This window comes from Loktanella sp. SALINAS62 (assembly GCF_018263905.1).
GTDB lineage: Bacteria > Pseudomonadota > Alphaproteobacteria > Rhodobacterales > Rhodobacteraceae > Loktanella.
This window is the reverse complement of sequence record NZ_JAAFZU010000002.1, coordinates 53,167-76,805: the sequence shown is the minus strand read 5'-3', so window position 1 is coordinate 76,805 and position 23,639 is coordinate 53,167. Positions and strand designations below refer to the sequence as shown.

At 61.5% G+C, this 23,639-nt stretch carries 26 protein-coding genes; 10 read left to right on the top strand and 16 right to left on the bottom strand.

Annotation, left to right across the window (positions count from 1 at the left end):
• Positions 1–45: 45 nt before the first annotated feature.
• Together GZH79_RS02860 and GZH79_RS02855 are read right to left on the bottom strand one after the other, a co-directional pair.
• The gene (locus tag GZH79_RS02860; RefSeq protein ID WP_211641659.1) at positions 46–924 is read right to left on the bottom strand and encodes a TIGR01459 family HAD-type hydrolase; all 879 of its coding nucleotides are present in this window, start codon (positions 922–924) and stop codon (positions 46–48) included.
• Positions 925–1,018: 94 nt separating this feature from the next.
• Positions 1,019–1,936, bottom strand: coding sequence for a manganese-dependent inorganic pyrophosphatase (locus GZH79_RS02855; RefSeq protein WP_211641658.1), 918 nt, complete (start codon positions 1,934–1,936; stop codon positions 1,019–1,021).
• 72 nt (positions 1,937–2,008) lie between these two features.
• On the opposite strand from GZH79_RS02855, the gene GZH79_RS02850 reads away from it, so the two are divergent.
• Positions 2,009–2,659, top strand: a complete 651-nt coding sequence (locus tag GZH79_RS02850) for a DUF2161 family putative PD-(D/E)XK-type phosphodiesterase (protein ID WP_211641657.1) — start codon at positions 2,009–2,011, stop codon at positions 2,657–2,659.
• Positions 2,660–2,662: 3 nt separating this feature from the next.
• Here GZH79_RS02850 and GZH79_RS02845 read toward each other — a convergent pair whose 3' ends face one another.
• The gene (locus GZH79_RS02845) at positions 2,663–3,655 is read right to left on the bottom strand and encodes a TraB/GumN family protein (protein ID WP_211641656.1); all 993 of its coding nucleotides are present in this window, start codon (positions 3,653–3,655) and stop codon (positions 2,663–2,665) included.
• Positions 3,656–3,942: 287 nt separating this feature from the next.
• On the opposite strand from GZH79_RS02845, the gene GZH79_RS02840 reads away from it, so the two are divergent.
• The gene (locus GZH79_RS02840) at positions 3,943–4,227 is read left to right on the top strand and encodes a co-chaperone GroES (RefSeq protein WP_211641655.1); all 285 of its coding nucleotides are present in this window, start codon (positions 3,943–3,945) and stop codon (positions 4,225–4,227) included.
• Positions 4,228–4,279: 52 nt separating this feature from the next.
• Positions 4,280–5,929 carry a chaperonin GroEL gene (gene groL / locus GZH79_RS02835; RefSeq protein WP_211641654.1) on the top strand — a complete coding sequence of 550 codons (1,650 nt, stop codon included), beginning with the start codon at positions 4,280–4,282 and terminating at the stop codon, positions 5,927–5,929.
• A 320-nt stretch (positions 5,930–6,249) separates the two neighbouring features.
• On the opposite strand, the gene yghX is transcribed toward groL, so the two are convergent.
• Entirely contained in the window at positions 6,250–7,137 is an 888-nt protein-coding gene (gene yghX, locus GZH79_RS02830; protein ID WP_211641653.1) for a YghX family hydrolase, read from the bottom strand.
• Positions 7,138–7,264: 127 nt separating this feature from the next.
• Between yghX and GZH79_RS02825 the strand changes: the two genes are divergently transcribed.
• On the top strand, positions 7,265–8,107 hold the full coding sequence (locus GZH79_RS02825; protein WP_249218946.1) for a DMT family transporter: 843 nt from the start codon (positions 7,265–7,267) through the stop codon (positions 8,105–8,107).
• An 18-nt stretch (positions 8,108–8,125) separates the two neighbouring features.
• Here the strand turns inward: GZH79_RS02825 and GZH79_RS02820 are convergent, their stop codons facing one another.
• Complete coding sequence (locus GZH79_RS02820) at positions 8,126–8,569, bottom strand: NUDIX hydrolase (protein WP_211641652.1); 444 nt, start codon at positions 8,567–8,569, stop codon at positions 8,126–8,128.
• 74 nt (positions 8,570–8,643) lie between these two features.
• Here GZH79_RS02820 and GZH79_RS02815 point away from each other — a divergent pair, with 74 nt between their 5' ends.
• Positions 8,644–9,393 carry an alpha/beta fold hydrolase gene (locus tag GZH79_RS02815; RefSeq protein ID WP_211641651.1) on the top strand — a complete coding sequence of 250 codons (750 nt, stop codon included), beginning with the start codon at positions 8,644–8,646 and terminating at the stop codon, positions 9,391–9,393.
• 87 nt (positions 9,394–9,480) lie between these two features.
• Here GZH79_RS02815 and GZH79_RS02810 read toward each other — a convergent pair whose 3' ends face one another.
• From GZH79_RS02810 to GZH79_RS02800, 3 genes are all read right to left on the bottom strand, one after another.
• Positions 9,481–10,557 (bottom strand): 5-(carboxyamino)imidazole ribonucleotide synthase, encoded by a 1,077-nt coding sequence (locus GZH79_RS02810; RefSeq protein WP_211641650.1) that lies wholly within the window; start codon positions 10,555–10,557, stop codon positions 9,481–9,483.
• Entirely contained in the window at positions 10,550–11,038 is a 489-nt protein-coding gene (gene purE / locus GZH79_RS02805; protein WP_211641649.1) for a 5-(carboxyamino)imidazole ribonucleotide mutase, read from the bottom strand. The genes GZH79_RS02810 and purE overlap by 8 nt, the downstream gene beginning before the upstream one ends.
• 65 nt (positions 11,039–11,103) lie before the next feature.
• Positions 11,104–11,322 carry a DUF465 domain-containing protein gene (locus GZH79_RS02800; protein WP_211641648.1) on the bottom strand — a complete coding sequence of 73 codons (219 nt, stop codon included), beginning with the start codon at positions 11,320–11,322 and terminating at the stop codon, positions 11,104–11,106.
• Between the two features lie 158 nt (positions 11,323–11,480).
• Between GZH79_RS02800 and GZH79_RS02795 the strand changes: the two genes are divergently transcribed.
• The 3 genes from GZH79_RS02795 to GZH79_RS02785 all read left to right on the top strand — a co-directional run bounded on the left by GZH79_RS02795 (position 11,481) and on the right by GZH79_RS02785 (position 13,504).
• On the top strand, positions 11,481–11,894 hold the full coding sequence (locus GZH79_RS02795; protein ID WP_211641647.1) for an Hsp20 family protein: 414 nt from the start codon (positions 11,481–11,483) through the stop codon (positions 11,892–11,894).
• A gap of 3 nt (positions 11,895–11,897) precedes the next feature.
• Positions 11,898–12,122 carry a DUF1150 family protein gene (locus GZH79_RS02790; RefSeq protein WP_211641646.1) on the top strand — a complete coding sequence of 75 codons (225 nt, stop codon included), beginning with the start codon at positions 11,898–11,900 and terminating at the stop codon, positions 12,120–12,122.
• 92 nt (positions 12,123–12,214) lie between these two features.
• Positions 12,215–13,504, top strand: a complete 1,290-nt coding sequence (locus GZH79_RS02785) for a sorbosone dehydrogenase family protein (RefSeq protein WP_211641645.1) — start codon at positions 12,215–12,217, stop codon at positions 13,502–13,504.
• Between the two features lie 22 nt (positions 13,505–13,526).
• Here the strand turns inward: GZH79_RS02785 and GZH79_RS02780 are convergent, their stop codons facing one another.
• The 3 genes from GZH79_RS02780 to trxB all read right to left on the bottom strand — a co-directional run bounded on the left by GZH79_RS02780 (position 13,527) and on the right by trxB (position 17,500).
• Positions 13,527–14,474: a response regulator gene (locus GZH79_RS02780; protein WP_211641644.1), complete on the bottom strand. Its 948-nt coding sequence runs from the start codon at positions 14,472–14,474 to the stop codon at positions 13,527–13,529.
• A gap of 169 nt (positions 14,475–14,643) precedes the next feature.
• A complete protein-coding gene (locus GZH79_RS02775; RefSeq protein WP_211641643.1) occupies positions 14,644–16,353 on the bottom strand; it encodes a bifunctional sulfate adenylyltransferase/adenylylsulfate kinase in 1,710 nt (569 codons plus the stop codon).
• A 145-nt stretch (positions 16,354–16,498) separates the two neighbouring features.
• Entirely contained in the window at positions 16,499–17,500 is a 1,002-nt protein-coding gene (gene trxB / locus GZH79_RS02770) for a thioredoxin-disulfide reductase (RefSeq protein ID WP_211641642.1), read from the bottom strand.
• A 155-nt stretch (positions 17,501–17,655) separates the two neighbouring features.
• On the opposite strand from trxB, the gene GZH79_RS02765 reads away from it, so the two are divergent.
• Positions 17,656–18,156, top strand: coding sequence for an Lrp/AsnC family transcriptional regulator (locus GZH79_RS02765; protein WP_211641641.1), 501 nt, complete (start codon positions 17,656–17,658; stop codon positions 18,154–18,156).
• 52 nt (positions 18,157–18,208) lie between these two features.
• Here the strand turns inward: GZH79_RS02765 and GZH79_RS02760 are convergent, their stop codons facing one another.
• Complete coding sequence (locus GZH79_RS02760; RefSeq protein WP_211641640.1) at positions 18,209–18,892, bottom strand: Hint domain-containing protein; 684 nt, start codon at positions 18,890–18,892, stop codon at positions 18,209–18,211.
• 364 nt (positions 18,893–19,256) lie between these two features.
• On the opposite strand from GZH79_RS02760, the gene GZH79_RS02755 reads away from it, so the two are divergent.
• Positions 19,257–20,384, top strand: a complete 1,128-nt coding sequence (locus GZH79_RS02755; protein ID WP_211641639.1) for a carboxylate-amine ligase — start codon at positions 19,257–19,259, stop codon at positions 20,382–20,384.
• A 97-nt stretch (positions 20,385–20,481) separates the two neighbouring features.
• Here GZH79_RS02755 and GZH79_RS02750 read toward each other — a convergent pair whose 3' ends face one another.
• The 4 genes from GZH79_RS02750 to lgt form a co-directional block, all read right to left on the bottom strand.
• On the bottom strand, positions 20,482–20,865 hold the full coding sequence (locus GZH79_RS02750; RefSeq protein WP_211641638.1) for a hypothetical protein: 384 nt from the start codon (positions 20,863–20,865) through the stop codon (positions 20,482–20,484).
• Between the two features lie 68 nt (positions 20,866–20,933).
• A complete protein-coding gene (gene pgeF, locus GZH79_RS02745) occupies positions 20,934–21,692 on the bottom strand; it encodes a peptidoglycan editing factor PgeF (protein ID WP_211641637.1) in 759 nt (252 codons plus the stop codon).
• Complete coding sequence (locus GZH79_RS02740; RefSeq protein ID WP_211641636.1) at positions 21,689–22,744, bottom strand: SAM-dependent methyltransferase; 1,056 nt, start codon at positions 22,742–22,744, stop codon at positions 21,689–21,691. The genes pgeF and GZH79_RS02740 overlap by 4 nt, the downstream gene beginning before the upstream one ends.
• Positions 22,741–23,616 carry a prolipoprotein diacylglyceryl transferase gene (gene lgt / locus GZH79_RS02735; RefSeq protein WP_211641635.1) on the bottom strand — a complete coding sequence of 292 codons (876 nt, stop codon included), beginning with the start codon at positions 23,614–23,616 and terminating at the stop codon, positions 22,741–22,743. The genes GZH79_RS02740 and lgt overlap by 4 nt, the downstream gene beginning before the upstream one ends.
• Positions 23,617–23,639: the final 23 nt, after the last annotated feature.

Here is a 23,639-nt window from a genome sequence, read left to right as displayed (position 1 = left end):
AACTAAATTACGCTGCGGGTGCGAAATGTCAACCGCTCGGGTGGTCTAACGCAAATGACCGATGGCAAAGGTCGGTGTGACCTGTTCGGCCTGCAGGTAGCGTGCCAATGCGCCCGCATCCGGCCCTGCACTGGCCGTCGTTGCCGTTTCTGCGGCGGCAAGTCCGCCCGTGATGAACAGGGTGTCCAGATCTTCTTGCAGCCCGCCCAACACGTCGGTGCGAATCCCGTCCCCGATGCAGATGATGCGCTGCGGGTCGACGTGGTTATCGACCTGCGCCAGCCTGCGCCGCGCCAGATCATAGACGGGCGGGTGCGGCTTGCCGAAATACAGGCTTTCCCCGCCCATTTCCGTATAAAGCTGTGCCAGTGCGCCCGCGCACCATTCCCGCGTTTCGCCCCGGTCCACCACGATATCGGGGTTGGCGCAGAGCAGTTTCAGTCCGCGCTGTTTGGCGGCCAGAAATTGCGGACGATAGGTATCGGGATGCGCTTGCGGGTCGAATGGCCCACAGCAGACGATGCCGTCGGCCTGATCCAGCGGCACACGATTGATGGTGACCGGATCGTCCAAAAGCTCCATCGGTTTGAAAAATGACTGGTCGTGGTCTTCGCCAATGAACCAGACATCGGACCCGACGGCGCCCCGGAACATCGCGGCGCGCGCCGAATCGCCCGACGTGGCGATGGCATCAAACGAGTCGTCCGGCACGCCCATGCCATTGATCTGTTTGTGCACCGACGCCCAAGGCCGGGGAGAGTTCGTGACCAGCACGACCCGCCCCCCCGCGCTGCGGTAATCCTGCATGGCTGCAACCGCCGCCGGGTGGGCCCGGATGCCATCGTGCATGCAGCCCCACAAATCGACAAAGGCCGCGTCGTATTCGCCCGCCACATCCAGAAAGCTGTTGATGATCTGTGTCATATGGCGGGACCTTTTTGGGGCGCGGTGGCCGGTTTTTCGCAAAAAACCGGTGCCTCCGGCGGGAGTATTTGGGGCAAGATGATGCTGGCGGCGCTTACTTTTTCAGGTTCGGGATGATCTGCTTTTTCCGGCTCATCACGCCGGGCAGCACCACGGTATCGCCGTCGGGATTGGCGGCAAAGCTGGCGCGCGCGACGTCCTTTGTCAGGTCATTGGGCAGCAGCATCGTGGCTTCTTCGTTCAGGATATCGACCACGAACAGCAGCACCTGATCGACGCCATCTTCTTTTGCGACGGCGGGCATCGCGGCCATCAGCGCATCCTTGCGGTCCAGCACGGCCTTGGGCGAGGTTGTTTCCAGCACGCTGACGCGGAATTTGGTGCCGTCGACTTCATATTCCTTGCTGTCCATCCGCAGCAGTTCAGCGTCCGAAAACGCGCTGACGTCGGATTTCGCGGCAAACATTTCGTCGGCATAGGCGGTGATGTCGATGTCCAGATCGGCGGCCAGTTGTTCGGCCAGCGCGCGGTCGGTGTCGGTCGTGGTGGGCGAGCGGAAGTGCAGCGTGTCCGACAGGATGCACGACAGCATCAACCCCTTGATGCCGCGTGGCATGGCGGCGGCCTTGTCGCCCATCAACTGGTGCATGATCGTGGCGGTGCAGGCCAGCGGGCGCACGGTAATGTCGATCGGCGCCTTGGTTTTCAGGCCGCCGACCAGCAGGTGGTGGTCGATGATGCCCTGAAGGTCGGCCTCATTGATGCTGTCGGGCAGTTCTGCGGGGTTGTTGGTATCCACGACGATGCAGGGCTGGCCAGCGGTGACATCCTTTATGATCTCTGGCTGGGTGAATTCCCAACGGTCGATGACGAATGCCGCTTCGGTGTTGGGTGTGCCCAGCAGCACCGCCTTGGCATCCACGCCTGCATCCTGAAGAAACCATTCCCAGATCAACGGGGATCCGGTAGAATCGGTGTCGGGGGACTTGTGGCCGAAAATCAGGGTGGTCATGGTCTGTGCCTCATGCGATGCGAATTTGGCGCCTTATAGGGCTGTCCGGCGCAGGTGTCACGGGGGCGTGCAATGGCAAGGGAAAGCGATCTGTATCCGCCGCTGAAAGCGTGGTTCACCGCACGCGGCTATGACGTCAAGGGAGAGGTCGGGCCAGCCGATCTGGTGGCCCGCAAGGGCGACGACCTGATCGTGGTGGAATTGAAGCTGGGATTTTCGCTGACCCTGTTTCATCAGGCGATGGACCGGCTGGCGCTGAATGACATCGTCTATATTGCCGTGCCTGCCGGGGGGCGGGCGAAATCCTTTGCCGCCAATGTGAAACTGGCGCGTCGACTGGGTTTGGGTGTGCTGTCGGTGCGGGCGCGCGACGGGTTCGTGGAATGCCATGCCGATCCCGGCGGCTATACCCCGCGCCGGTCACCCAAAAAACGCAAGCGGCTATTGAAAGCGTTCGACCGTTTGCAGGGCGATCCCAACGCGGGCGGGGCGACGCGTCACGGGCTGGTGACGGGCTACCGGCAGGATGCGGTAACCTGTGCGCGGTTTCTGGCCGTGCATGGCGCATCCACCGGTGCTCGGATCAAGGACTGGGCAGAGGTGCCGGACGCCACCCGGATCATGGCCGACGACCATTATGGCTGGTTCATACGCGTGGCACGCGGGGTTTATGACCTGACCCCGGCGGGGCGGCAGGCGCTGGCCGATTGGAGTGACGTCTGACGATCAAAGACCGGGCGTGACGGTCCAGCCATCGGCCTGCAGCAACGACAGCACGCCATCCGCGCCGGGCAGGTGGGCTGCCCCGACGGCCAGGACAATACGGTCATGCGCGTCGACGGCATCAGTGATGACCGGCATCCAGTCGTGGTTCCGGTCCGTCAACATCTGCGTTTCCATCTTGGCGAACAGCGCATCGGCCTCGATCGGCGACATCGCGTCGATCTGGCGGTTGGCGGCGCGGCTCAGTTCCCACAGGGTTGCGATGTCGCCGGCAAAGTAGCTGTCCAGCATCGTGGCCGTCATGGCGTTGCCCAGATCGTCGGGCATCAACGCAAGGTTCAGGTCTGCGACCTGTTCGTCGATGGGGTCGCCCGCCAGAATGTTGAACAGGGTGTCCCAGGGTTCCACGGCCTGCACCGATACGTTTGCGCCAGCGGCAATGTCCATCAGCGTGGCGTCCAGCCCACGCTTGCCGTCCAGAAGATCCGATTGCGCGCAGACCGGCATCGCCAGCGTCAGCGACAGATACCACGGTTTCATCTGGGCGGCTGTGGCGGCGGGCAGGCCTCGCGCTTCGACCGCGCGCGACAATGCGACAAAGGCCGCAGGGTCCATCCGTTCGCTCAGCGTGGTGCCGTCGGTCAAAAAGATCAGCGACGGGTCCTCGGTAATGGCCGCGGTCAGCTGCGCCTCTTCCTGGGGGCCGGCTTCGACCAGCAGCAGGTCGGCGTCGGTGATCGCAGGTGTCAGGCGCGCGACAATCGGGGCCAGCCGGGGATCGGACAGATGCAGCGTGCCCACAACGGTGATCTGGTCATCGTCGCGGGTCGCGGTCCAGATCGTGCCGTTGCCAAACGGGGTGTCCGCCGCCGCTGACTCTACGGCTGTCAGGTCCGCAGGGGACAGGTAATCGCGGATGTCACCGTCGTTGCAGGCCGCAACGGCGCTTTGGGCCACAACCGTCATGGTTACGGCGCACGAATAAAGTCTGAACATCTTGAATCCCTGTGTCGTTTGTCAGCGTCTGCCGCCCGCGCGGACGTTCAGGAACCATAAGCCGGGCATTGCCGAACGGCCAGCGCAGGACCGCCTATTCGGGGGATTGGCGCCGACGACGGTGCCCGCCGTAAACGGCGGTGTTTTGCAGCGCGCGTAAATCATCCGCGCTTTCGTCCAGCAGGGCAGTTGACAGCTTCAGGTGACCTGCCTATCTGTGCGTCGCTAGCACTCGTCTTGGGTGAGTGCTAACGCAATTGAAACATCAATGAAGGAAGGTCTTTCAGATGGCATTCACCCCTCTTCATGACCGCGTTCTCGTCCGTCGCATCGAAAGCGACGACAAGACCAAAGGCGGCCTAATCATCCCCGAAGCTGCAAAAGAAAAGCCCGCCGAGGGCGAAATCATCAGCGTCGGCGCGGGTGCCCGTAAAGACAGCGGCGAGCTGATCGAAATGGCCGTAAAGGCCGGAGACAAGGTTTTGTTCGGCAAATGGTCCGGCACCGAAGTCAAGATCGACGGCGAAGACATGCTGATCATGAAGGAAAGCGACATCCTCGGCATCCTGTGATCGCCAAGGACCACCGCTTTTCCCCTAAAACCAATATCAGGAGCATTTGAAAATGGCTGCTAAAGACGTCAAATTCGGCACCGACGCCCGCAATCGCATGCTCAAGGGTGTGAACATCCTTGCAGACGCCGTCAAAGTCACGCTGGGCCCCAAAGGCCGTAACGTGGTTCTGGACAAATCCTTTGGCGCGCCGCGCATCACAAAGGACGGTGTCTCTGTCGCCAAAGAGATCGAACTGGAAGACAAGTTCGAAAACATGGGCGCGCAGATGGTGAAAGAGGTTGCCTCTCGCACCAACGACGAAGCCGGTGACGGCACCACGACCGCGACGGTACTGGCCCAGGCCATCGTCAAGGAAGGCATGAAATCGGTTGCCGCCGGTATGAACCCGATGGACCTTAAGCGCGGCATCGACTTGGCGACAGCCAAGGTCGTCGAAGCGATCAAGGCCGCGGCCCGTGACGTGACCGACAGCGACGAAGTCGCGCAGGTCGGCACCATCTCTGCCAACGGCGAAGCAGAAATCGGTCGTCAGATCGCTGATGCAATGCAAAAGGTCGGCAACGAAGGTGTCATCACCGTCGAAGAGAACAAGGGTCTGGAAACAGAAACCGATGTCGTCGAAGGCATGCAGTTCGACCGTGGTTACCTGTCGCCCTACTTCACGACAAACACTGAAAAGATGACGGCGGAACTTGACGATGTCATGATCCTGCTGCACGAGAAAAAGCTGTCTTCGCTGCAGCCTATGGTGCCGCTGCTTGAAGCTGTGATCCAAAGCCAGAAGCCGCTGCTGATCATTTCCGAAGACGTCGAGGGCGAAGCCCTGGCGACACTGGTTGTGAACAAGCTGCGTGGCGGTCTGAAAATCGCGGCCGTCAAGGCACCGGGTTTCGGCGACCGTCGCAAGGCCATGCTGCAGGACATCGCAATCCTGACAGGCGGTCAGGTGATTTCCGAAGATCTGGGCATGAAGCTGGAATCGGTCACGATGGACATGCTGGGCACTGCCAAGCGCGTGTCGATCACAAAGGACACCACCACCATCGTTGATGGCGGCGGCGAAAAGGCCGAGATCGAAGCACGGGTCAACCAGATCCGCGGCCAGATCGAAGAAACCACGTCCGACTACGACCGTGAAAAGCTGCAGGAACGTGTGGCCAAGCTGGCAGGCGGCGTTGCCGTCATCCGCGTCGGCGGCATGTCCGAAGTCGAAGTCAAAGAGCGTAAGGACCGCGTCGATGACGCTCTGAACGCAACCCGCGCGGCTGTCCAAGAAGGCGTCGTCGTCGGTGGTGGTGTTGCTCTGGTGCAGGGTGCAAAGGCACTGGACGGTCTGAAGGGTGCGAACTCTGATCAGGACGTCGGTATCAACATCATCCGCAAGGCACTTGAAGCACCGCTGCGTCAGATTGCTGAAAACTCTGGCGTGGACGGTTCGGTCGTGGCGGGCAAGATCCGCGAAAGCACCGACAAGAACTATGGCTTCAACGCGCAGACCGAAGAATATGGCGACATGTTCAAATTCGGCGTGATTGACCCGGCCAAAGTTGTGCGCACCGCACTGCAGGACGCCGCATCGGTTGCTGGTCTGCTGATCACAACCGAAGCCATGGTTGCCGATAAACCGTCCAAGGACGGCGGCGGCGGCGGCGACATGGGCGGCATGGGCGGAATGGGCGGCATGGGCGGCATGATGTAAGAACCCGTTTTGGGGCATCGCCCCGAAACGGTTCTGGCGGGACACGGCAGGGGTTTGCGCAGCAAGCGTCCAACGTGTCCCGCACCGTGCCCTAGGGCACGACATCGACCACCCCTAACGCACTGATCTGACCACAGATTTCGGGCGGTCCCTCACGGGGCCGCCCTTTATCTTTGGGGTGGTGCGTTCGATGCGATCCGACTGGAAAAGAATGTCTTGGCGGTAGCCAACCCTGCGCGCGCCGCGCGCGGCGCAAACAGAAACAAATTCCGGTTGCAGCACACCAGTTTCACCAATGTGCAGCGGGGCCGATGTTCGGACTAGGTCAGATGCTGGTTGAACCATGCGATCGTGCGGTCCCACGCCAGTTCCGCTGACGCTTCGTCGTATCGCGGCGTGCTGTCGTTGTGGAACCCGTGGTTCACGCCTGGATAAATATGCGCCTCATAGGTGGTGCCGGCGTCCTGCAACGCAGCCTCGAACGCGGGCCAGCCTTCGTTGATGCGTTCGTCCAGTTCGGCGTATTGCAGCATCAATGCTGCTTCGATCTTTGGCACATCGGCGGCGTCTGCCTGCCGGCCATAGAATGATACCCCGGCGGCCATTTCGGGATAGGCGACAGCGATCGCGTTCACGACACCGCCGCCATAGCAGAACCCGACCGCGCCGACCTGACCGGTGCTGTCCTCGCGGTTCAGAAGATGTTCAAAGCCCGCAAAAAAGTCATTCATCAGTGCGGTGCCATCGACCTGCGACTGCAATTCGCGCCCGTCGGTATCGTTCCCGGGATAGCCCCCGACCGATGTCAGACCGTCGGGCGCCAGCGCTATGAACCCCGCCTTGGCCAGTCGTCGTGCGACGTCTTCGATATAGGGATTCAGACCACGGTTTTCGTGGATCACCAGCACGGCGGGCAGCGCGCCTTCGGCGTTGGCCGGGCGCACCAGATAGCCGCGCACATCGCCTGTGCCGTTCGGGCTGGGATAGGTGATGTAATCGGCCACGATATCGGGATCGTTGAACGACACCTGTTCGGCCATGGCATAGTTGGGCGACAGCATCCCCAGCAGCGACAGCGCTGTCACACCCCCGACAGCATAGCGTCCGGCCTGATCCAGAAATTCGCGCTTGGTAATCTTGCCGTGCGCGTAAAAGTCGTAAAGGTCCAGCAGTCCCTGATCGAAATCCTTGGCCGTCATGCGTGTCATGGTGGTGCTCCTGTTCAAATCTTGCGACAGGTTAGGGCGGGCAGGCCCGGATCGGTGCATCACTTTTTCTTGTCACGTGGAAATCAGCGGCCTACCAACGTTTTCTTGCTGATCCAAAGGGACACCCATGACCGCAGCTTCGCCCCCAAAAATGCGCCTTTTCGTGCTTGTTGCGCTGACCATGGTGGCCTTTGCCGCAAATTCGGTGCTGAACCGGTATGCCGTGGCAGGACAGGATATGGCGCCGCTGACCTTTGCCACGCTGCGGGTGGCGGCGGGTGCGGTTGTGTTGCTGGCACTGGCAAGGCCGCGCCTGTCGCTGAGCCCGGACAGACTGGCGGGTGCAGGCACGCTTGCGGCCTATGTGATCGGGTTTTCATGGGCCTACCGTGGTCTGGCTGCGGGGCTGGGTGCATTGATATTGTTCGGCTGCGTGCAGTTGGGCATGTTCGGCGTCGCCGTGCTGCGCGGCAATACCGTCCCGCCGCGCCGTTGGGCGGGCAGTGCGGTCGCGCTGGGCGGTCTGGCCGTGCTGCTGTGGCCGACCGAAGCGCGTGGCGTGCCCCTGTGGCCCGCGCTGGCGATGGTGATCGCGGGTCTGGGATGGGCGGGTTACACGCTGTTGGGGCAGTCCGCCCGCGATCCGCTGGCCAGTTCGGCCGTGAATTTTGCCCTATGCCTGCCGCTGGTTGTTTTTGCGCTGGCTCTGTCCGGGCAGGTCGGGCCGCTGACGACGGCGGGGGTCGTGGCTGCCGTGGTGTCGGGCGCGCTGACATCCGGATTGGGCTATGCGCTGTGGTATCGCCTGTTGCCCCGGTTGGCGACGACGATGGCGGCCACAGCGCAGCTAAGTGTGCCGCTGATCGCGGTGGCGGCGGGCGCGCTTTTTCTGGCAGAGCCGTTGACTATCCGTCTGTTGGCCAGCGCCGTTCTGGTGCTGGGCGGGATTGCATTATCACTGGGGCGCTGACCCACGCTGGGCGTTGTCCTAACGCAGGATCGGTTCCAGCGGGTCATAGACCGCAACCGCCCCGTCAAAGGCGACATGGGACAGCGTATCGGGTTTTACCCGCAAATCCCGCATCTGGTCGCGCGTGACCCAGCGATGGGCGGTTACGATGCCTTCGGGGTCGGTCCAGTCGGCGGCGATGGGCTGGTCGCCGACGGAGCAGCGAAAATAGATATCGACCTGATGGAAATCGCGCTGCGGGTCGTGGAATTCGTTCACAAGGCAGGTTTCGCCAATGTTGATCCGCAATCCCAGCTCTTCCATCACTTCGCGGTGCAGGTTGTCGTGCAGCGACTGGTGCGGTTCCACGCCGCCACCGGGTGCGCACCACAGATCTGTGCGCCCGGCATAGGCGTTTACCAGCAACAGGTGGTCGTCGCGCAGGATCACGGCGCGCACGGCAAGGCGGGGCGGTCTGGACATGACACCACTGTGAGCAGGGTGAAATGCGGATGCAAGATGATTGCCCCCGCCCCGGATCGGATTAAACTCGTACCATGCGTTATTTATGCCTTGCCTTTGCCCTGACACTGACCGCCTGCGGCAAGGGAGCCCCGCTGATGGCCGAACCCGAAACCGATTGCGTGGTTTTGCTGCACGGGCTGGCCCGTAGCGAAATCTCTTTGACGCCGATGCAGCTGTATCTGGAAAATCGCGGCTATTTCGTTGTGAACAGGGGATATCCATCGACAGAACAGACCATCCAGCAGCTGGTAGAGGAAAACGTCGGGCAGGACGTGGCGCAATGTGGCGACCGCACGGTGAATTTTGTCACGCATTCGATGGGTGGCATTCTGGTGCGCGCATGGCTGGAAGATCATCGTCCGGCACGCATGGGGCGCGTTGTCATGCTTGCCCCGCCGAACCACGGGTCCGATCTGGTTGATATGTTCGGTGAATGGGACCCCTTTGAATGGATCAACGGTCCGGCTGGCGATCAGTTGGGAACCGGACCAGACAGCCTGCCGAACCGTCTGTCGGATGCCACGGATTACAGCCTTGGGGTGATCGCGGGCACGCGCAGCCTGAACCCGGTCTATTCCACCGTGATCGACGGGGCCGACGACGGCAAGGTCAGTGTGGAATCGACCATGCTGGATGGTATGGACGACCATATTGTCTTGCCTGTCACGCATACGTTCATGATGAACAACCCACTGGTGATGGCGCAGATCGTGGCATTCCTGACCACGGGCGAATTTGACCGCAGGCTTAGCCTGACCGGCGTGATCCTGGGAACGGAATAAATACATAACGAAATGCCGATGTTTCGCATGCGAAACATATTATGTTATATTTAACAGGCGCTTAACCTTTATGGCCAAGGTCTAAGCCTACCGCGCGGCGGGTCCGGTGACGCGGTTGACGTGGCCCATCTTGCGACCGGGCTTTGCATCCGCCTTACCATACAGATGCAGGCTGACAGGCGCTTTTGCCAGATCCGGCACGCGGTCCATGTCGGCACCGATCAGGTTTTCCATCACCACGTCGGAATGACGGCTGCCGTCACCCAGCGGCCAGCCTGCGACCGCGCGGATATGTTGTTCGAACTGGTCCACGGCGCAGCCGTTCTGCGTCCAATGACCGGAATTGTGCACGCGTGGCGCAATTTCGTTCACGATCAGCGCGTCGCGGGTCACGAACAGTTCGACCCCCAGAACACCCACGTAATCCAGTGCGTTCAGAACGCGTGCAGCGATCAGCACGGCATCGGTGCGCTGCCCGGCGGTCAGGCTGGCGGGCACGGTGGTCGTATGCAGAATACCGTCGCGGTGGACGTTTTCACCGGGATCGAAACAGGCGACCGCGCCGTCCTGCCCACGTGCGGCGATCACCGACACCTCGCGCTGGAAATCGACAAAGCCCTCCAGCACGGCGGGCGCACCGGCCATCGCGCGCAGGGCGTCATCGGAGTCATCTGGCGACATGATCCGGGCCTGCCCCTTGCCGTCATAGCCCATGCGCCGGGTTTTCAGGATCGACGGCGTGCCGATCTGGTCAAGGGCAGCGCGCAGGCTGTCCGCGTCCGTCACGTCGGCAAAGGGGGCGACGGTCAGGCCAAGATCCTGCAGGAACGTCTTTTCCGTCAGCCGGTCCTGAGATGTCGCAAGCGCCCGGCGGTTGGGGTGAATGGGTTTCACCGATTCCAGAACGTCCAGTGCTGCAGTGGGGATGTTTTCGAATTCGTAGGTAATCACGTCGACCGACTGGGCAAAGCGTTCCAGCGCAGCGTGATCGTCATAATCGGCCTTCATGTGGAAATTGGCCACGTGACTGGCGGGACAATCGCTGCCGGGTTCAAAGATGCAGGTCTTGAATCCCAGCCGGCTGGCCGCGACGGACAGCATCCGGCCCAACTGGCCCCCACCCAGTATCCCGATGGTCGCCCCGGTGCGCAGCGGTTCAGTCATCAGTCGGCACCTCTGGGATGGATGCGGACAGATCGGCGCGCCATTTGTCCAACCGGGCAGCCAGTGCGTCATCGTGCAAGGCAAGGATAGCGGCCGCCATCAGGCCTGCGTTTTGCGCGCCTGCGGCCCCGATCGCCATGGTCGCCACGGGGAAACCGCGCGGCATCTGCAAAATGGAATACAGGCTGTCGACACCAGAGAGCGCTTTGGTCTGCACGGGCACGCCGATCACGGGAACGCGGGTTTTCGACGCCATCATACCGGGCAGGTGGGCCGCGCCACCCGCGCCCGCGATGATGACCTGCAACCCGCGGTCCACTGCGGTTTTGCCATAGTCCCACAGCCGGTCGGGGGTGCGATGCGCCGACACGATGCGCGTGTCATAGGCGACATCGAGCGCATCCAGGATCAAGGCGGCCTCTTTCATCGTGGGCCAGTCGGACTGGCTGCCCATGATGATGCCGACGCGTGATTGGGCCATGTGTTGCATCCCCTGACAGAATTGAAGCGGCACTATAGTCAGCGCCCCACCGGGCGCAATGCGCGTCAGGCGATGATGTCGGGGTTGATCGCATCCTCGATCCGGGCAATCCGGTCTTTCAGCATCAGTTTCTTGCGTTTCAGCCGTTTGATTGTCAGCACATCGCCCGGATGGGTGATCTGCAGGGCCGTGATGGCAAGGTCCAGATCGTGGTGTTCCTGCCGCAGCACGCCCAATTCGATCCGCTGCACTTCTGTTTCGGATAGTTGGGTAGAAGAATTCATGTGCGGTTGCCTTTGTGTCAGGGGGCACTTCTAACGCGATCCGGCCCGCAGGCATAGGGTCTTGCGCGGCGCAGTCCTGACCCCCATATTTCAGTGGACAGGTTGCCGCATCAGGGACCGGTCGACGATTGTCGCTTGCTACATAAGGACTGGTCGCCATGACGAAACTGGCTTTGGGAACCCATCCGTTCCTGTTGGGATTCGAAGGTCTGGAACGGTTGGTGGAACGCACCGCCAAATCCGGCAATGACGGATACCCGCCCTATAATATCGAACAGACGTCCGATGCCAGCTATCGGATCACGCTGGCTGTGGCGGGATTTTCCGAATCCGACCTGTCGATCACGGTCGAGGATGCGACGCTGCTGGTCCGGGGGCGACTGCCGCAGGACGCAGACGACCGCGTCTATCTGCACCGGGGTATCGCGGGGCGGCAGTTTCAGCGGGCATTCGTGCTGGCGGACGGTGTCGATGTGGGAACCGCAACAATGGAAAACGGGCTTTTGCATATCGATCTGAACCGAAAGCAGCCTGACCGCGTTATTCAGTCAATACCGATCTCGAAAGGGTAGATCATGTTCACGAAAAAAGACTTTGCCGATCTGGGCCAGAACATCGTGTATCTCAAGCCTGTGTCGATCGACGACCTGCCGGACGAAGTCCGCGAGCAGGCAGGCGGGCTGGAAACACTCTTTGCCGTGCACAACACCAAGGGCGAACAGGTTGCACTGGTCGCCAGCGAAGGTATCGCCACGCATCTGGCCGCCGAACACGACATGCAACTGGTGACATTGCAGTAATGAACGGGCATGGCGGGCGATAGGGTCTGCCATGCATTGACGCGGCTGGCGGGGCCGCTAGCGTAGCCCCCAAATGATTCAGGGGATACGACATGGACATCATGGCAAAGGCCGCATCGGTCGTCGGCGGCGCAATGGTGATGCTACGCAAGCGACAGGCACCCAAACAGGTCGCGATGGGTGGCACGCCCGCTATTCCGCACGCCCGATCCCAAGGCATCATGACGTTGAAAATGCCCACCGCGCAGGGCTGGGCCGATGGGCAGGTGCCGACGACGGCGCCGGGTCTGGCGGTCAACGCCTTTGCCCGCGATTTGCTGCACCCGCGCTGGATCGAAGTGCTGCCGAACGGCGACGTGCTGGTCGCGGAAGCGTTGCAGGAAGCCGGACCGCCGCGCGATCTGATGGATCGCGCCGCACAGGCAACCATGCGGCGCGCCCGTGCGCTGGGCAAAAGCGCCAACCGCATCACGCTGTGGCGCGACGCCGATGGCGACGGCGTGGCAGAGGAACGTCATGTCTTTTTGGAAAACCAGCGACAGCCGTTCGGCATGGCGCTGGTGGATGGCACATTCTACGTCGGCAATACCGACGGGATCGTGGCATTCGATTATACCGACGGGGCGACGAACCTGACCGGACCGGGGCGCAAGCTGGTTGATTTCAAACCCGGTGGCCACTGGACCCGCAGCCTGATCGTGTCGCCGGACAAAACCAAGATCTATGCCGGTGTCGGATCGCTGACGAACATCGCGGACGAAGGTTTCGCCGCCGAAGAAGGCCGCGCCTGCATCTGGGAACTTGATCTGAAAACCGAAAAGGCGCGGGTGTTCGCCAGTGGCTTGCGCAATGCCGTCGGCACCGCGTGGGAACCCCGCACAGGGGCGCTGTGGACAGTGGTGAACGAACGCGACGGGCTGGGGGACGAAACACCGCCCGATTACCTGACGCGGGTGAAAGACGGCGGCTTCTATGGCTGGCCCTACAGCTATTGGGACCGGATCGTGGATGACCGCGTGCCGCAAGACCCCATCGCCGTGGCAGGATCGACCGTGCCGGATTACGCGCTGGGCGGACATACAGCGTCGCTGGGTCTGTGCTGGATGCCTGACGGCACGTTGCCCGGTTTCGGCGAAGGCATGGTGATCGGCCAGCACGGATCATGGAATCGCGCCACATTGTCAGGCTACAAGCTGATTTTTGTGCCGTTCAAGAACGGGATGCCCGACGGCATGCCACGCGATATCCTGACCGGGTTCCTGTCCCCGGATGAGCGTGTATCCTACGGGCGTCCGGTGGGGGTCACCGTCGGTGCGGACGGCAAATCGCTGCTGATGGCAGATGACGTGGGTGATGTGATATGGCGCGTCACGGCGGCCTGAGGCGCCCGGTTGTCGTCTGACGTCAGGCGTCAGCCATGCCTTTGTCGAACAGGCTTTCGTCCATCAGATCACTGCCCGCGTCACACGACGCGTGGCGGTTGACGAAATGGCGCACGGCCGCGACCGCGGTACGGCTGGTCCAGACAGTGGTGCGTGAAATGCTGCCGCAGGTCAGCCCTTCGGCAAGATGGGCGTGACCGGCTTTTTGCAGGGCGGTCACGATATTGATTTGCAGCGCGCTCATCGTTTCGCGGCGGCGGCCATAGGTCACGCCGACGAATACGCCGTGTCCAGCATAGGCCAGATCCATTTTGTGATCGGTGGCCGACAGCGCTGTATCAAAAACGTGGTCGAGATTCTCGGCAAACCGTTCCGCGCGCTGCGGGGCCGGCGCGGTGGCGGCGGTCGGGACCATGATGTGGAACAGGTGCAGTGCATGACAGCCTTGGGGTGCGGTCAACAGACGGTTTTCCAGTTCCATGTAGCGCAGGCGCCCGGTCTTGGCCGCCTGTGGCGGATGATGCGCGAACGGATCAGCGATCAGCCGTGACAGGGTTTTTGCAGTCGCGCGGGCGGCGTTTGCGTCGCGGCGGGCGGTGGTCAATTCTTCGGCCATCATCACGCGGGTCAGCAATTCCAGACCTTCCAGTGGCTTTTTGACGAAATCAGTCGCCCCGGCGTTATAGGCGCGCTGGATCAGATCAATCTGGCAACTGCCGGTCATGATGATGATCGGCACCTGGGCATAATCAGGCATCTTGCGCAGCTTCGCACACAGGTCGATTCCGTTGGTGCCGGGCATGAACACGTCGAGCAACAGCACATCGAACGGTATATCCTGTTGCGCGATGGCTTTCAGTGCAGTGGCCGCGTCGACTGCGCAGGTCACCGTATGGGCGGCCCCCAGCAGGGCGGGGTCGCACAGCAGTTCCAGAATGATTGGATCGTCATCAACGGCCAGAATGTGCATGATGTCCAATCCCCTGGAAATACCCTGTCGCGCGATGCGACCTTGGCTTTGGATTGCATGGGATCAGGGCAAAAAAGCGCCAATCAGGTGACGTTCACGTGGCTGTGAGGTTGAAATTGAAAAGGCCGGGCGAATTGCCCGGCCTTTTGCCCTGTCTATAATGGCGTGATCAACCGCTGATCAGGCCCAGCGATTCCAGTTTCAGGATCACCTGATGGGCGCAGTTGTCGACATCCTGACCTTCGGTGTCCAGGCGCAATTCGGGATCTTTGGGCACATCGTAAGGATCTGAAATGCCTGTAAATTCCTTGATCTTGCCTTCGCGGGCCAGCTTGTACAGACCCTTGCGGTCACGGCGTTCGCATTCTTCGATCGATGTGGCGACGTGTACTTCGATGAAGGCGCCGAATTGTTCGATATCTTCGCGCACGGCACGGCGGGTCGTCGCATAGGGCGCGATGGGCGCACAGATGGCGATACCACCGTTTTTGGTGATTTCGCTTGCGACATAACCGATACGGCGGATGTTCAGGTCGCGGTGTTCCTTGCTGAAGCCCAGTTCGGACGACAGGTTCTTGCGGACGATATCACCGTCCAGCAGCGTCACGGGACGGCCGCCCATTTCCATCAGCTTGACCATCACGGCGTTCGCGATTGTCGATTTGCCGGAACCGGAAAAGCCGGTGAAGAACACCGTGAACCCCTGCTTGGACCGCGCGGGTTTCGTGCGACGCAACTCTTCGACCACCTGCGGGAACGAAAACCATTCGGGGATTTCCAGACCTTCTTGCAGACGACGGCGCAATTCGGTGCCGGAAATGTTCAGGATCGTGACGTTGTCGCGGTCCTCGATTTCGTCGGCGGGTTCGTATTGGGCGCGTTCCTGCACATAGACCATGTGTTTGAAATCGACCATTTCGATGCCCATTTCGTCCTGATGTTCGCGGAACAGGTCCTGCGCGTCATAGGGGCCATAGAAATCTTCGCCGGCGGAATTCTTGCCGGGGCCGGCATGGTCGCGGCCGACAATGAAATGGGTGCAGCCGTGGTTTTTGCGGATCAGGCCGTGCCACACCGCTTCGCGCGGGCCAGCCATGCGCATGGCAAGGCTGAGCAGGGACATCGTGGTGGTCGACGGCTGATACTGGTCCAGCACCGCTTCGTAGCAGCGCACACGGGTGAAATGGTCCACGTCGCCCGGTTTTGTCAGACCGACAACGGGATGGATCAGCAGGTTGGCCTGTGCTTCTTTTGCGGCGCGGAACGTCAGTTCCTGATGCGCGCGGTGCAGCGGGTTCCGGGTCTGGAACGCCACGACCTTGCGCCAGCCCAGCTTGCGGAAATAGGCGCGCAATTCGTTCGGCGTATCGCGGCGGGCGCGGAAATCGTAGTGCATCGGTTGCTGGATGCCGGTCACGGGACCGCCCAGATACACCTTGCCTGCATGATTGTGCAGATAGTTCACCGCCGGATGCGCGTCGTCGTCGGCGCCAAAGACCTTTTCCGCCTCGCGCGCCTTGTTCGGCACCCATTTGTCGGTGATGGTCATGGTGGCAAGGATCACGCCTTCCTGATCGCGCAGGGCGATGTCCACACCGGGTTCGATTTTGGCTGCGAAATCTTCGGAAACGTCCAGCGTGATGGGCATCGGCCACAACGTACCGTCGGCCAGACGCATGTTTTCGACGACGCCGTTATAATCAGCCTCGCTCAGAAAACCCTTCAGCGGGTTGAACCCGCCGTTCATCAACAGTTCCAAATCGCAAATCTGACGCGGGGTCAGATCGTGGCTGACAAGACTGCCTGCCGCGTGCTTCAGTTTCTGGGCACTGTCATAAGAGACATACAGTTCGGGGATCGGCGCAAGATTTTCGGGCATCTGTAGACTTTCGCTGGCGCAAATAGGGGTTCGCGGACGCGATACACGGATTCGCGCCCATGGCAAGGCAAAGCGGGGCATGCGGTCGGGCGCAAAGGTCAGCGTGTTGCGTCTTTGCGCCGCCTTTGGCCCGCCGTCGGACTGATTATTCCGCCGGTTCTTCAGCGCCGTAACCCAGCGGTTCGGTAACGGTATCGCGCACCGCCTGATCGTGTTCAGCAAGGAACCGTTCGGCGTCAAGGGCCGCCATGCAGCCCATGCCGGCGCTTGTCACGGCCTGACGATACACATGGTCGGTCAGGTCGCCTGCGGCAAACACACCGGGGATCGCGGTGCGCGTCGTGCCGGGTTCGACCTTGACGTAGCCGCCGTGGTGCAGGTCCAGTTGATCCTTGACCAGTTCGGACGCAGGGGCGTGACCGATCGCAATGAACACGCCCTTGGCGGGCAATTCGGTAATTTCGCCGGTCTGGACGTTTTTCAGTGCGACGGATTCGACACCCTTGGGGCTGTCGGTGCCGCGGATTTCTTCGATCTGGTGGAACCAAAGCGTTTCGATCTTGGGATTTTTCTTTAGCCGGTTTTGCAGGATCGCTTCGGCGCGCAGTTCGTCGCGGCGGTGCACCAACGTGACCTTTGATGCAAAGTTGGTCAGGAACAATGCTTCTTCGACGGCGGTGTTGCCGCCACCGACCACGATGATTTCCTGTCCACGATAGAAAAACCCGTCACAGGTCGCGCACGCGCTCACGCCGAACCCCTTGAACGCGTCTTCGGACGGCAGGCCCAGCCATTTGGCGCGCGCGCCGGTCGCAAGAATGATCGCGTCGGCGGTCACGACGGCACCGCTATCGCAGGTCGCGGTAAACGGACGTTTGGACAGGTCCAGATCGGTGACGATATCATGCACGATGTTGCACCCCATCGCGCGGGCGTGCGATTCCATCCGGACCATCAGATCGGGGCCCTGCACTTCTGTGTCGCCGGGCCAGTTTTCGACCTCTGTGGTGGTGGTGAGCTGCCCGCCGGGTTCAATCCCCTGAATCAGCATCGGTTCCAGCATGGCGCGGGCGGCATAGACCCCAGCGGTGTAACCTGCGGGACCAGAGCCCACGATCAGAACGCGGGTGTGCTGTGTGTCGGACATGAAAGCCTCCTGTCGGTGTCAGGGTCCATATAGGCGGACGCAGGCGTCAGGGAAAGATGCGGCAGGTTTCGGATAATTGCGCGGTGATGAAACATTGTTGCGCTTGTAGGGCTTTGGTCGTAGGAATCGGAAAACCAAACAGGAGTTTTCCGCACATGCCCGGAGCGAAGCTGGACGAAATCGACCGGATGATTCTGGCTCAATTGCAGGCTGACGGTCGCATGACGAATGTCGAGTTGGCAAAGCGCGTTGGCATCAGCGCGCCACCGTGCCTGCGCCGCGTCCGCACGTTGGAAGAGCAGGGATATATCCTAGGCTATCACGCCGACGTCGACCCGCGCGAACTGGGGTTCGAAGTGCAGGTCTTTGCGATGGTGGGGCTTGTCAGTCAGGCCGAAGCAGACCTGTCCGCATTCGAAGGCCGCTGCCAGACTTGGCCGCTGGTCCGAGAGTGTCATATGTTAAACGGCGAGGTCGATTTTATCCTGAAATGTGTGGCCCCCGACCTGCGGTCGTTCCAGCGGTTCCTGACCGAAGAGCTGACCAGCGCGCCCAATGTCGCCAGCGTTAAAACGTCATTGGTGATCCGTGGTGCAAAGGATGAACCCGGCGTGCCGTTTGACGTGCTGGAAGCACGACTGGCAAAAGACGCCTGATCCAACATCCTGAAATGCTTGGTAACGTCCGCGTGATATGTCATTTGACATATCACGCGGTTTCTAGGTCCAGATCGCGAAGCGTCACCCGCGGGTGCAACAGCGGGCCGAATTCAGCCAGCGATTGCATGTGTGGGAACAGCGACATCAAAAGGTTCAGGCTGTCGGGCCGCAGTTTGAGCGTATGCGGCAGGCCGGGATGCAGGGATTCCATGTCCAATCCACCGGCGACGGAAACGCTGGCGTGATGTGCGAAACCCAGCTGATATACGTCAACTGCCGTGGCCGGGTGCAATTCGATGATGCTGGATTGGTCGATGAAGTCACGCGCCGGCACAAATGTATCGGTGTCGCCGGTCAGCCGCGCATTCATGGCGTGACGGTGCAGAATCCGCGCGGCCGGGCCCAGCACCAGATCGACGTTCGGTCGTCGGTATCCCAGCGCATCCTGCGTCAGTCGCGTCATTGTGCCCATTTCGGGCCGGGCGTTCTGCGAGCCGGGAATGACCTGCATGCGACCGTGCCATAACAGTGGCAGCAGGCCATGGCTGGTGGTCAGCACGCGGTCACCGGGCAACAGATCCTCGACGGCGCGCGGACCGTTTTCGGTCGTGACAATCGCACCACGCCCGAAGGCTGCAAAACAATCTTCGAACAATGGGATCGCCGGGGCGATACGGGTCAGATTGACGATATCAAGGGCGGGAGTCAGATGGGCAATCTCGTATTGGCGCATGAGAGGCTTCACGCGTCGAGATTGCCCATCCAGACCAGCTGTCCGGTCTGAGGAAACCGGGGTGGAAAAGGCGCGTTCCATCAGGCCTGTGGAACGAGAGTGGGACTGATTAGGCATGTGTCGCACCATATGGTTTGTCACATCATCTGTCGGCCCCACCGACAACATCTGAGGAGAACGTTGCTGTTGACCCAAATAAGGCGCCAACCGACGCAATTGGTCAAACATTTCCGATCATTGGCCAATTTCCTGCGATAATCCAACAGATCGCGCTAGGATTGTTTTTTAACCGTGGCTAAATCCGCCACAATCCTAGGGGGCTGCCACGCGTTCGTGGCACGAATCGCACAAAGGGAACGCAGCGATGACGCAGACGCCGCACTTCACCATCGGAATCGAAGAAGAATATCTGCTGGTGGATGCCCGGACCTGCGCGTTGATGCCGACCCCCGATGCCCTGATGGCCGATCTTGTCGATGCATTGGGCGACCGGGTCACGTCGGAATTTCTGAATTGCCAGGTCGAGGTCGGGACAGACATCTGCAACACGATTGCCGATGCCCGCGCCGATCTGGGGCATCTGCGGTCCACGGTGGCGCGGCTGGCGCAGAATTACGGGCTGCGCCCGATCGCAGCATCCTGCCATCCGTTCGCGGATTGGAAACAGCAAAACCGCACCGACAAGCCGCGCTACAATCAACTGGATAACGATCTGGGCGCTGTTGCGCGGCGCATGCTGATTGGCGGGATGCATGTCCATGTCGGGTTGCCGGACAAGGACATGCGGATTTCACTGATGAATCAGCTGTCGTATTTCCTGCCGCATCTGCTGGCGTTGTCGGCGTCGTCACCGTTCTGGCAGGGCCGCGACACAGGGCTGGCAAGCTACCGGATGACGGTGTTCGATTCGATGCCGCGCACCGGGCTGCCACCCCGCATGGCGGGCTGGGCGATGTATCAGCGCCGTGTGCAAACGTTGGTTGATCTGGGCGTGATCGAGGATGCGACGAAAATCTGGTGGGATCTGCGCCCCTCTGCCAACTTTCCGACGCTGGAAACACGGATCTGCGACGTCTCGCCCCGGATGGAAAACACGCTGACGCTGGCGGCTGTCATTCAGGCGCTGGTGCGCATGCTGTGGCGGCGCACGCAAGACGGCAAACCATGGCGCGAAACCGACCCGCTGATCGTGTCCGAAAATCGCTGGCGTGCACAGCGCTACGGCGTGTCCGAAGGGCTGATCGACAGCGGCGAAAACCGCGTCGTGCCCTTTGCCGAACTGATGGAAGACCTGTTGGACCTGATTGGCGAAGACATCGACGCGCTGAACAGCCGGGCTGAGGCGACGCGCGTGCGTGACATCGCAGCACAGGGCACCGATGCGGATCGGCAGCGCCGCGTGCGACAACAGGCACTGGACAAGGGCGCCGACGATCACGCGGCGCTGTGCGCGGTCGTGCATGCGCTGGCGGACGTGTTCTGCGACTATTGATCCGATATAAAAAACCCGCGCGGCCAGAGGTGGCTCCGCGCGGGGCAGGTAGACCGGCCGGGGAACGCAGCGCGGTCATCGGGAAAGCGGGGGCAGTCTAGCCTGCGAGGCACAGACCTTCGGGCAGGGGCGCCAGAGAGATTTTCACACTGCGGGTTTCGGTTTCCAGCCGACGCGTGATCATGGCCTGACGACGCAATCCGCGTTCCCAGGGCATTTTCGTCGTGCAGGTTGCGGCCTCTTCAACGGTGTTCTTCATCCAACGTGCTTTGCTCATTTTTCCGGTCCTCTGTTTCAAATGCGTGTCGCTGATTTCGCTGCGACTGAAAGCAGTTTCACCTTTGGACGGGGCAGGAATTGGACAGTTTTGCGGATTGGACGATTTTTTTCGCGCGCCAGCCGGGTCAAATTTGGCGCGGTTGTCGCGATTGAAGAAACACTGTGTTTTCAGTTGATTTAGCCGGTTTGCGTCGTCAATCATGCCTGAGTGCTGTGGATTGTTTCGCCATCTGGGGCAAAACCGTGGCGCGCCGTTGCCGCCAAGCCGCCTTAATCCAGTCGGATCGACGCGATCAGCCTGCCATAGTCGGCGTCATTCGCATGGACAGACCGGCGATAACTGAAGAATCGATCCGGGTCGCCATAGGTGCAATGCCCGGTCCATGACGCCTGACCGATGCCAGCGGCGCGCAAACGGTGCAAACCGTACCCCGGCAGATCGAATTGCAGGCGGTCGCCTTTGCCTTGGGCGAAAAACCGGGCGCTGACATCGTCTTCGGCCAGAAATCTGTCCATGAAATCGGGTCCGACCTCGTATGCGGCCTGACTGATCGACGGACCGATAACAGCCGTGATGTTGCCACGCTGCGCGCCAAGCGTTTCCATGGCGGTCAGGGTATTTTCCAGCACCCCTGTCAGCGCGCCTTTCCATCCGGCGTGCGCGGCACCGATCACGCGTGCGGTGTGGTCGGCGAACAGCACCGGTTGGCAGTCGGCGGTCAGCGTGAACAGCGCGACGCCGGGGGTGGCTGTGACGATGGCGTCGGCCTTTGGGCTGTGGGGCAGGGGGCCGGTCACCGCGATCACGTCGGGCGAATGCACCTGATAGACGCCGACCAGCCAGTCGGGGTCGACCCCCATGTGATCCGCCACCCGCCCGCGATTGATGTCCACGATTTCCGACTGGTCGGCGCTGCCCAGACCGCAATTCAGCGCGGCATAGATGCCAGAGGACGCACCGCCGTTTCGCGTGAAAAAACCGTGCCGCAACGGGGACAGGGAATCGTCGGTGATTGGTTTCAGCGTCATGTCATCAGTCCCGGCGGTGGGGCGGCGCCATCTGCGAACAGCCCCAATACCTTGAATAGGTCGCCCATTTCGTCGGGGTGGGTCAACCTGCGATGGGCGGAAATGTGCCGCGCGCGCGCCGCATCGTCCATTCCGGCGGCAAGCGCTTGCGCCCTTTGGGCAATCCCTAGCCGTTCCAGAAACACGCCCTGCGGTGTCAGACGGCTGTGCCGCGCCGGGGCAGCGGCGTGGGCCAGCGCGGCAAAATCGACGTGCGCGGTCAAATCCGCCTGCCCCGGCGTGGCAAAGGGATCGACGGGCTGGTGCGCCTGCACTGCCTGAAACGTATCGCCAAGGCTGGTCCAGTCGCCATAATCCACGATGATCGCCGCCCCGCCATGTGCCGCGATCCGTGCGCCGATGATGGCCACTGCATCGGTGGCGGCGCTGGACAGTTCGACGATATCGCCGTCGCGGGTATCGTCCAGCCGGTGCGCCAGCCGCGTCAACGGCGCAGGATCGGTCAGGCCCAGCGCCAGCGCGTCACCCGACAGGCCGACAACGCGTTCGCGCCAGCCGTCGCCATCGCGCTGGAACTGGCGGATCGGCAGTGCATCGAAAAATTCGTTCGCGACCAGAAACAGCGGCTGGTCAGGAAGCGTGGCGAGCGTGTCGTGCCAGACCGCACCCGGCACCGCCTGCGCCTGCACCGCGCGCAGCGTCGGCGATGCCTCGATCAGGTGGACCTGTGCCGCGGCGTGAAATCCCGGCACGCGGGCCGTGGCGCGCAGGATGTCTGCCATCAGCGTGCCGCGCCCCGGTCCCGGTTCGGCAAGTGTGAATGGCGCGGGCGATCCCTGATCCAGCCATGCCTGCGCCAGCGCCAGCCCCAGCAGTTCCCCGAACATCTGGCTGATTTCCGGTGCGGTGATGAAATCGCCCGCAGCGCCCAGCGGGTCGCGGGTGGCATAGTAGCCGTCGGCAGGGTCCAGCAGGCAGGCCGTCATGTAGTCGGCCAGTGTCATCGGACCGTCCATCGCAATCCGCGTGCGCAGGCGATCCGCAAGCGTCATCGCCGTGACAGAACAATCAGGGTCAGGCCGAACGCGATCATCGGCAGGCTTAGCAACTGGCCCATCGTCAGGCCCCATGTGCCGAAATCCAGCGCCCAGCCCAGCGGGTTGCCGGGGGACTGGAACTGCGCATCGGGCTGGCGGACGAATTCGATTGTGAACCGCGCCAGTGCGTAGCCCGCGCAGAAGACGCCTGTGATGAACCACGGCGTCCGCAATCCGCCGCGCCGGTAAACCAGATACAGCAGCACGGCACCCAGCAGCAAACCCTCTAGCGCGGATTCGTATAGCTGGCTGGGGTGGCGGGCGCACAGCCCTGCCAGATCGCCGCAATCCTGCGCCGCCGCACCTGGAAACACGACGCCCCACGGCAGATCGGTCGGGCGGCCCCACAGTTCGCCGTTCACGAAATTGGCGATCCGCACCAACAGGATCGCGGGCGTCGCGGCAAGGCAGGTGACGTCGGCCATCGATCCGAACGACACGCCATTGCGGCGGCTAAAGATATAGACGGCCAGCACGACGCCCAGAAATCCACCGTGAAACGACATGCCGCCGGTCCAGATCGCCGGAATTTCCAGCGGGTTCGCCAGATAATAGGCCGGCTGATAGAACAGGCAGTAACCCAGACGCCCGCCCGCGATGACGCCGATCACGATATATGTCAGGTAATCTTCGAGCCGTGCGGGGGCGATGGGCGGTTCACCCCGCCACAACGCGGGCCGGTTCAGGGCATGTTTGATCAACTGATACCCGATGGCGATACCCACGATATAACCCAGCGCATACCAGCGCAGCGCGATGGTAAAGCCGAACAGGTCCAGCGAAAAAACCTCGGGCGAGATGTCGGGAAAGGGAATGGCAGCCAGCATGGGCTATCTGTCGTGCGCGCGTG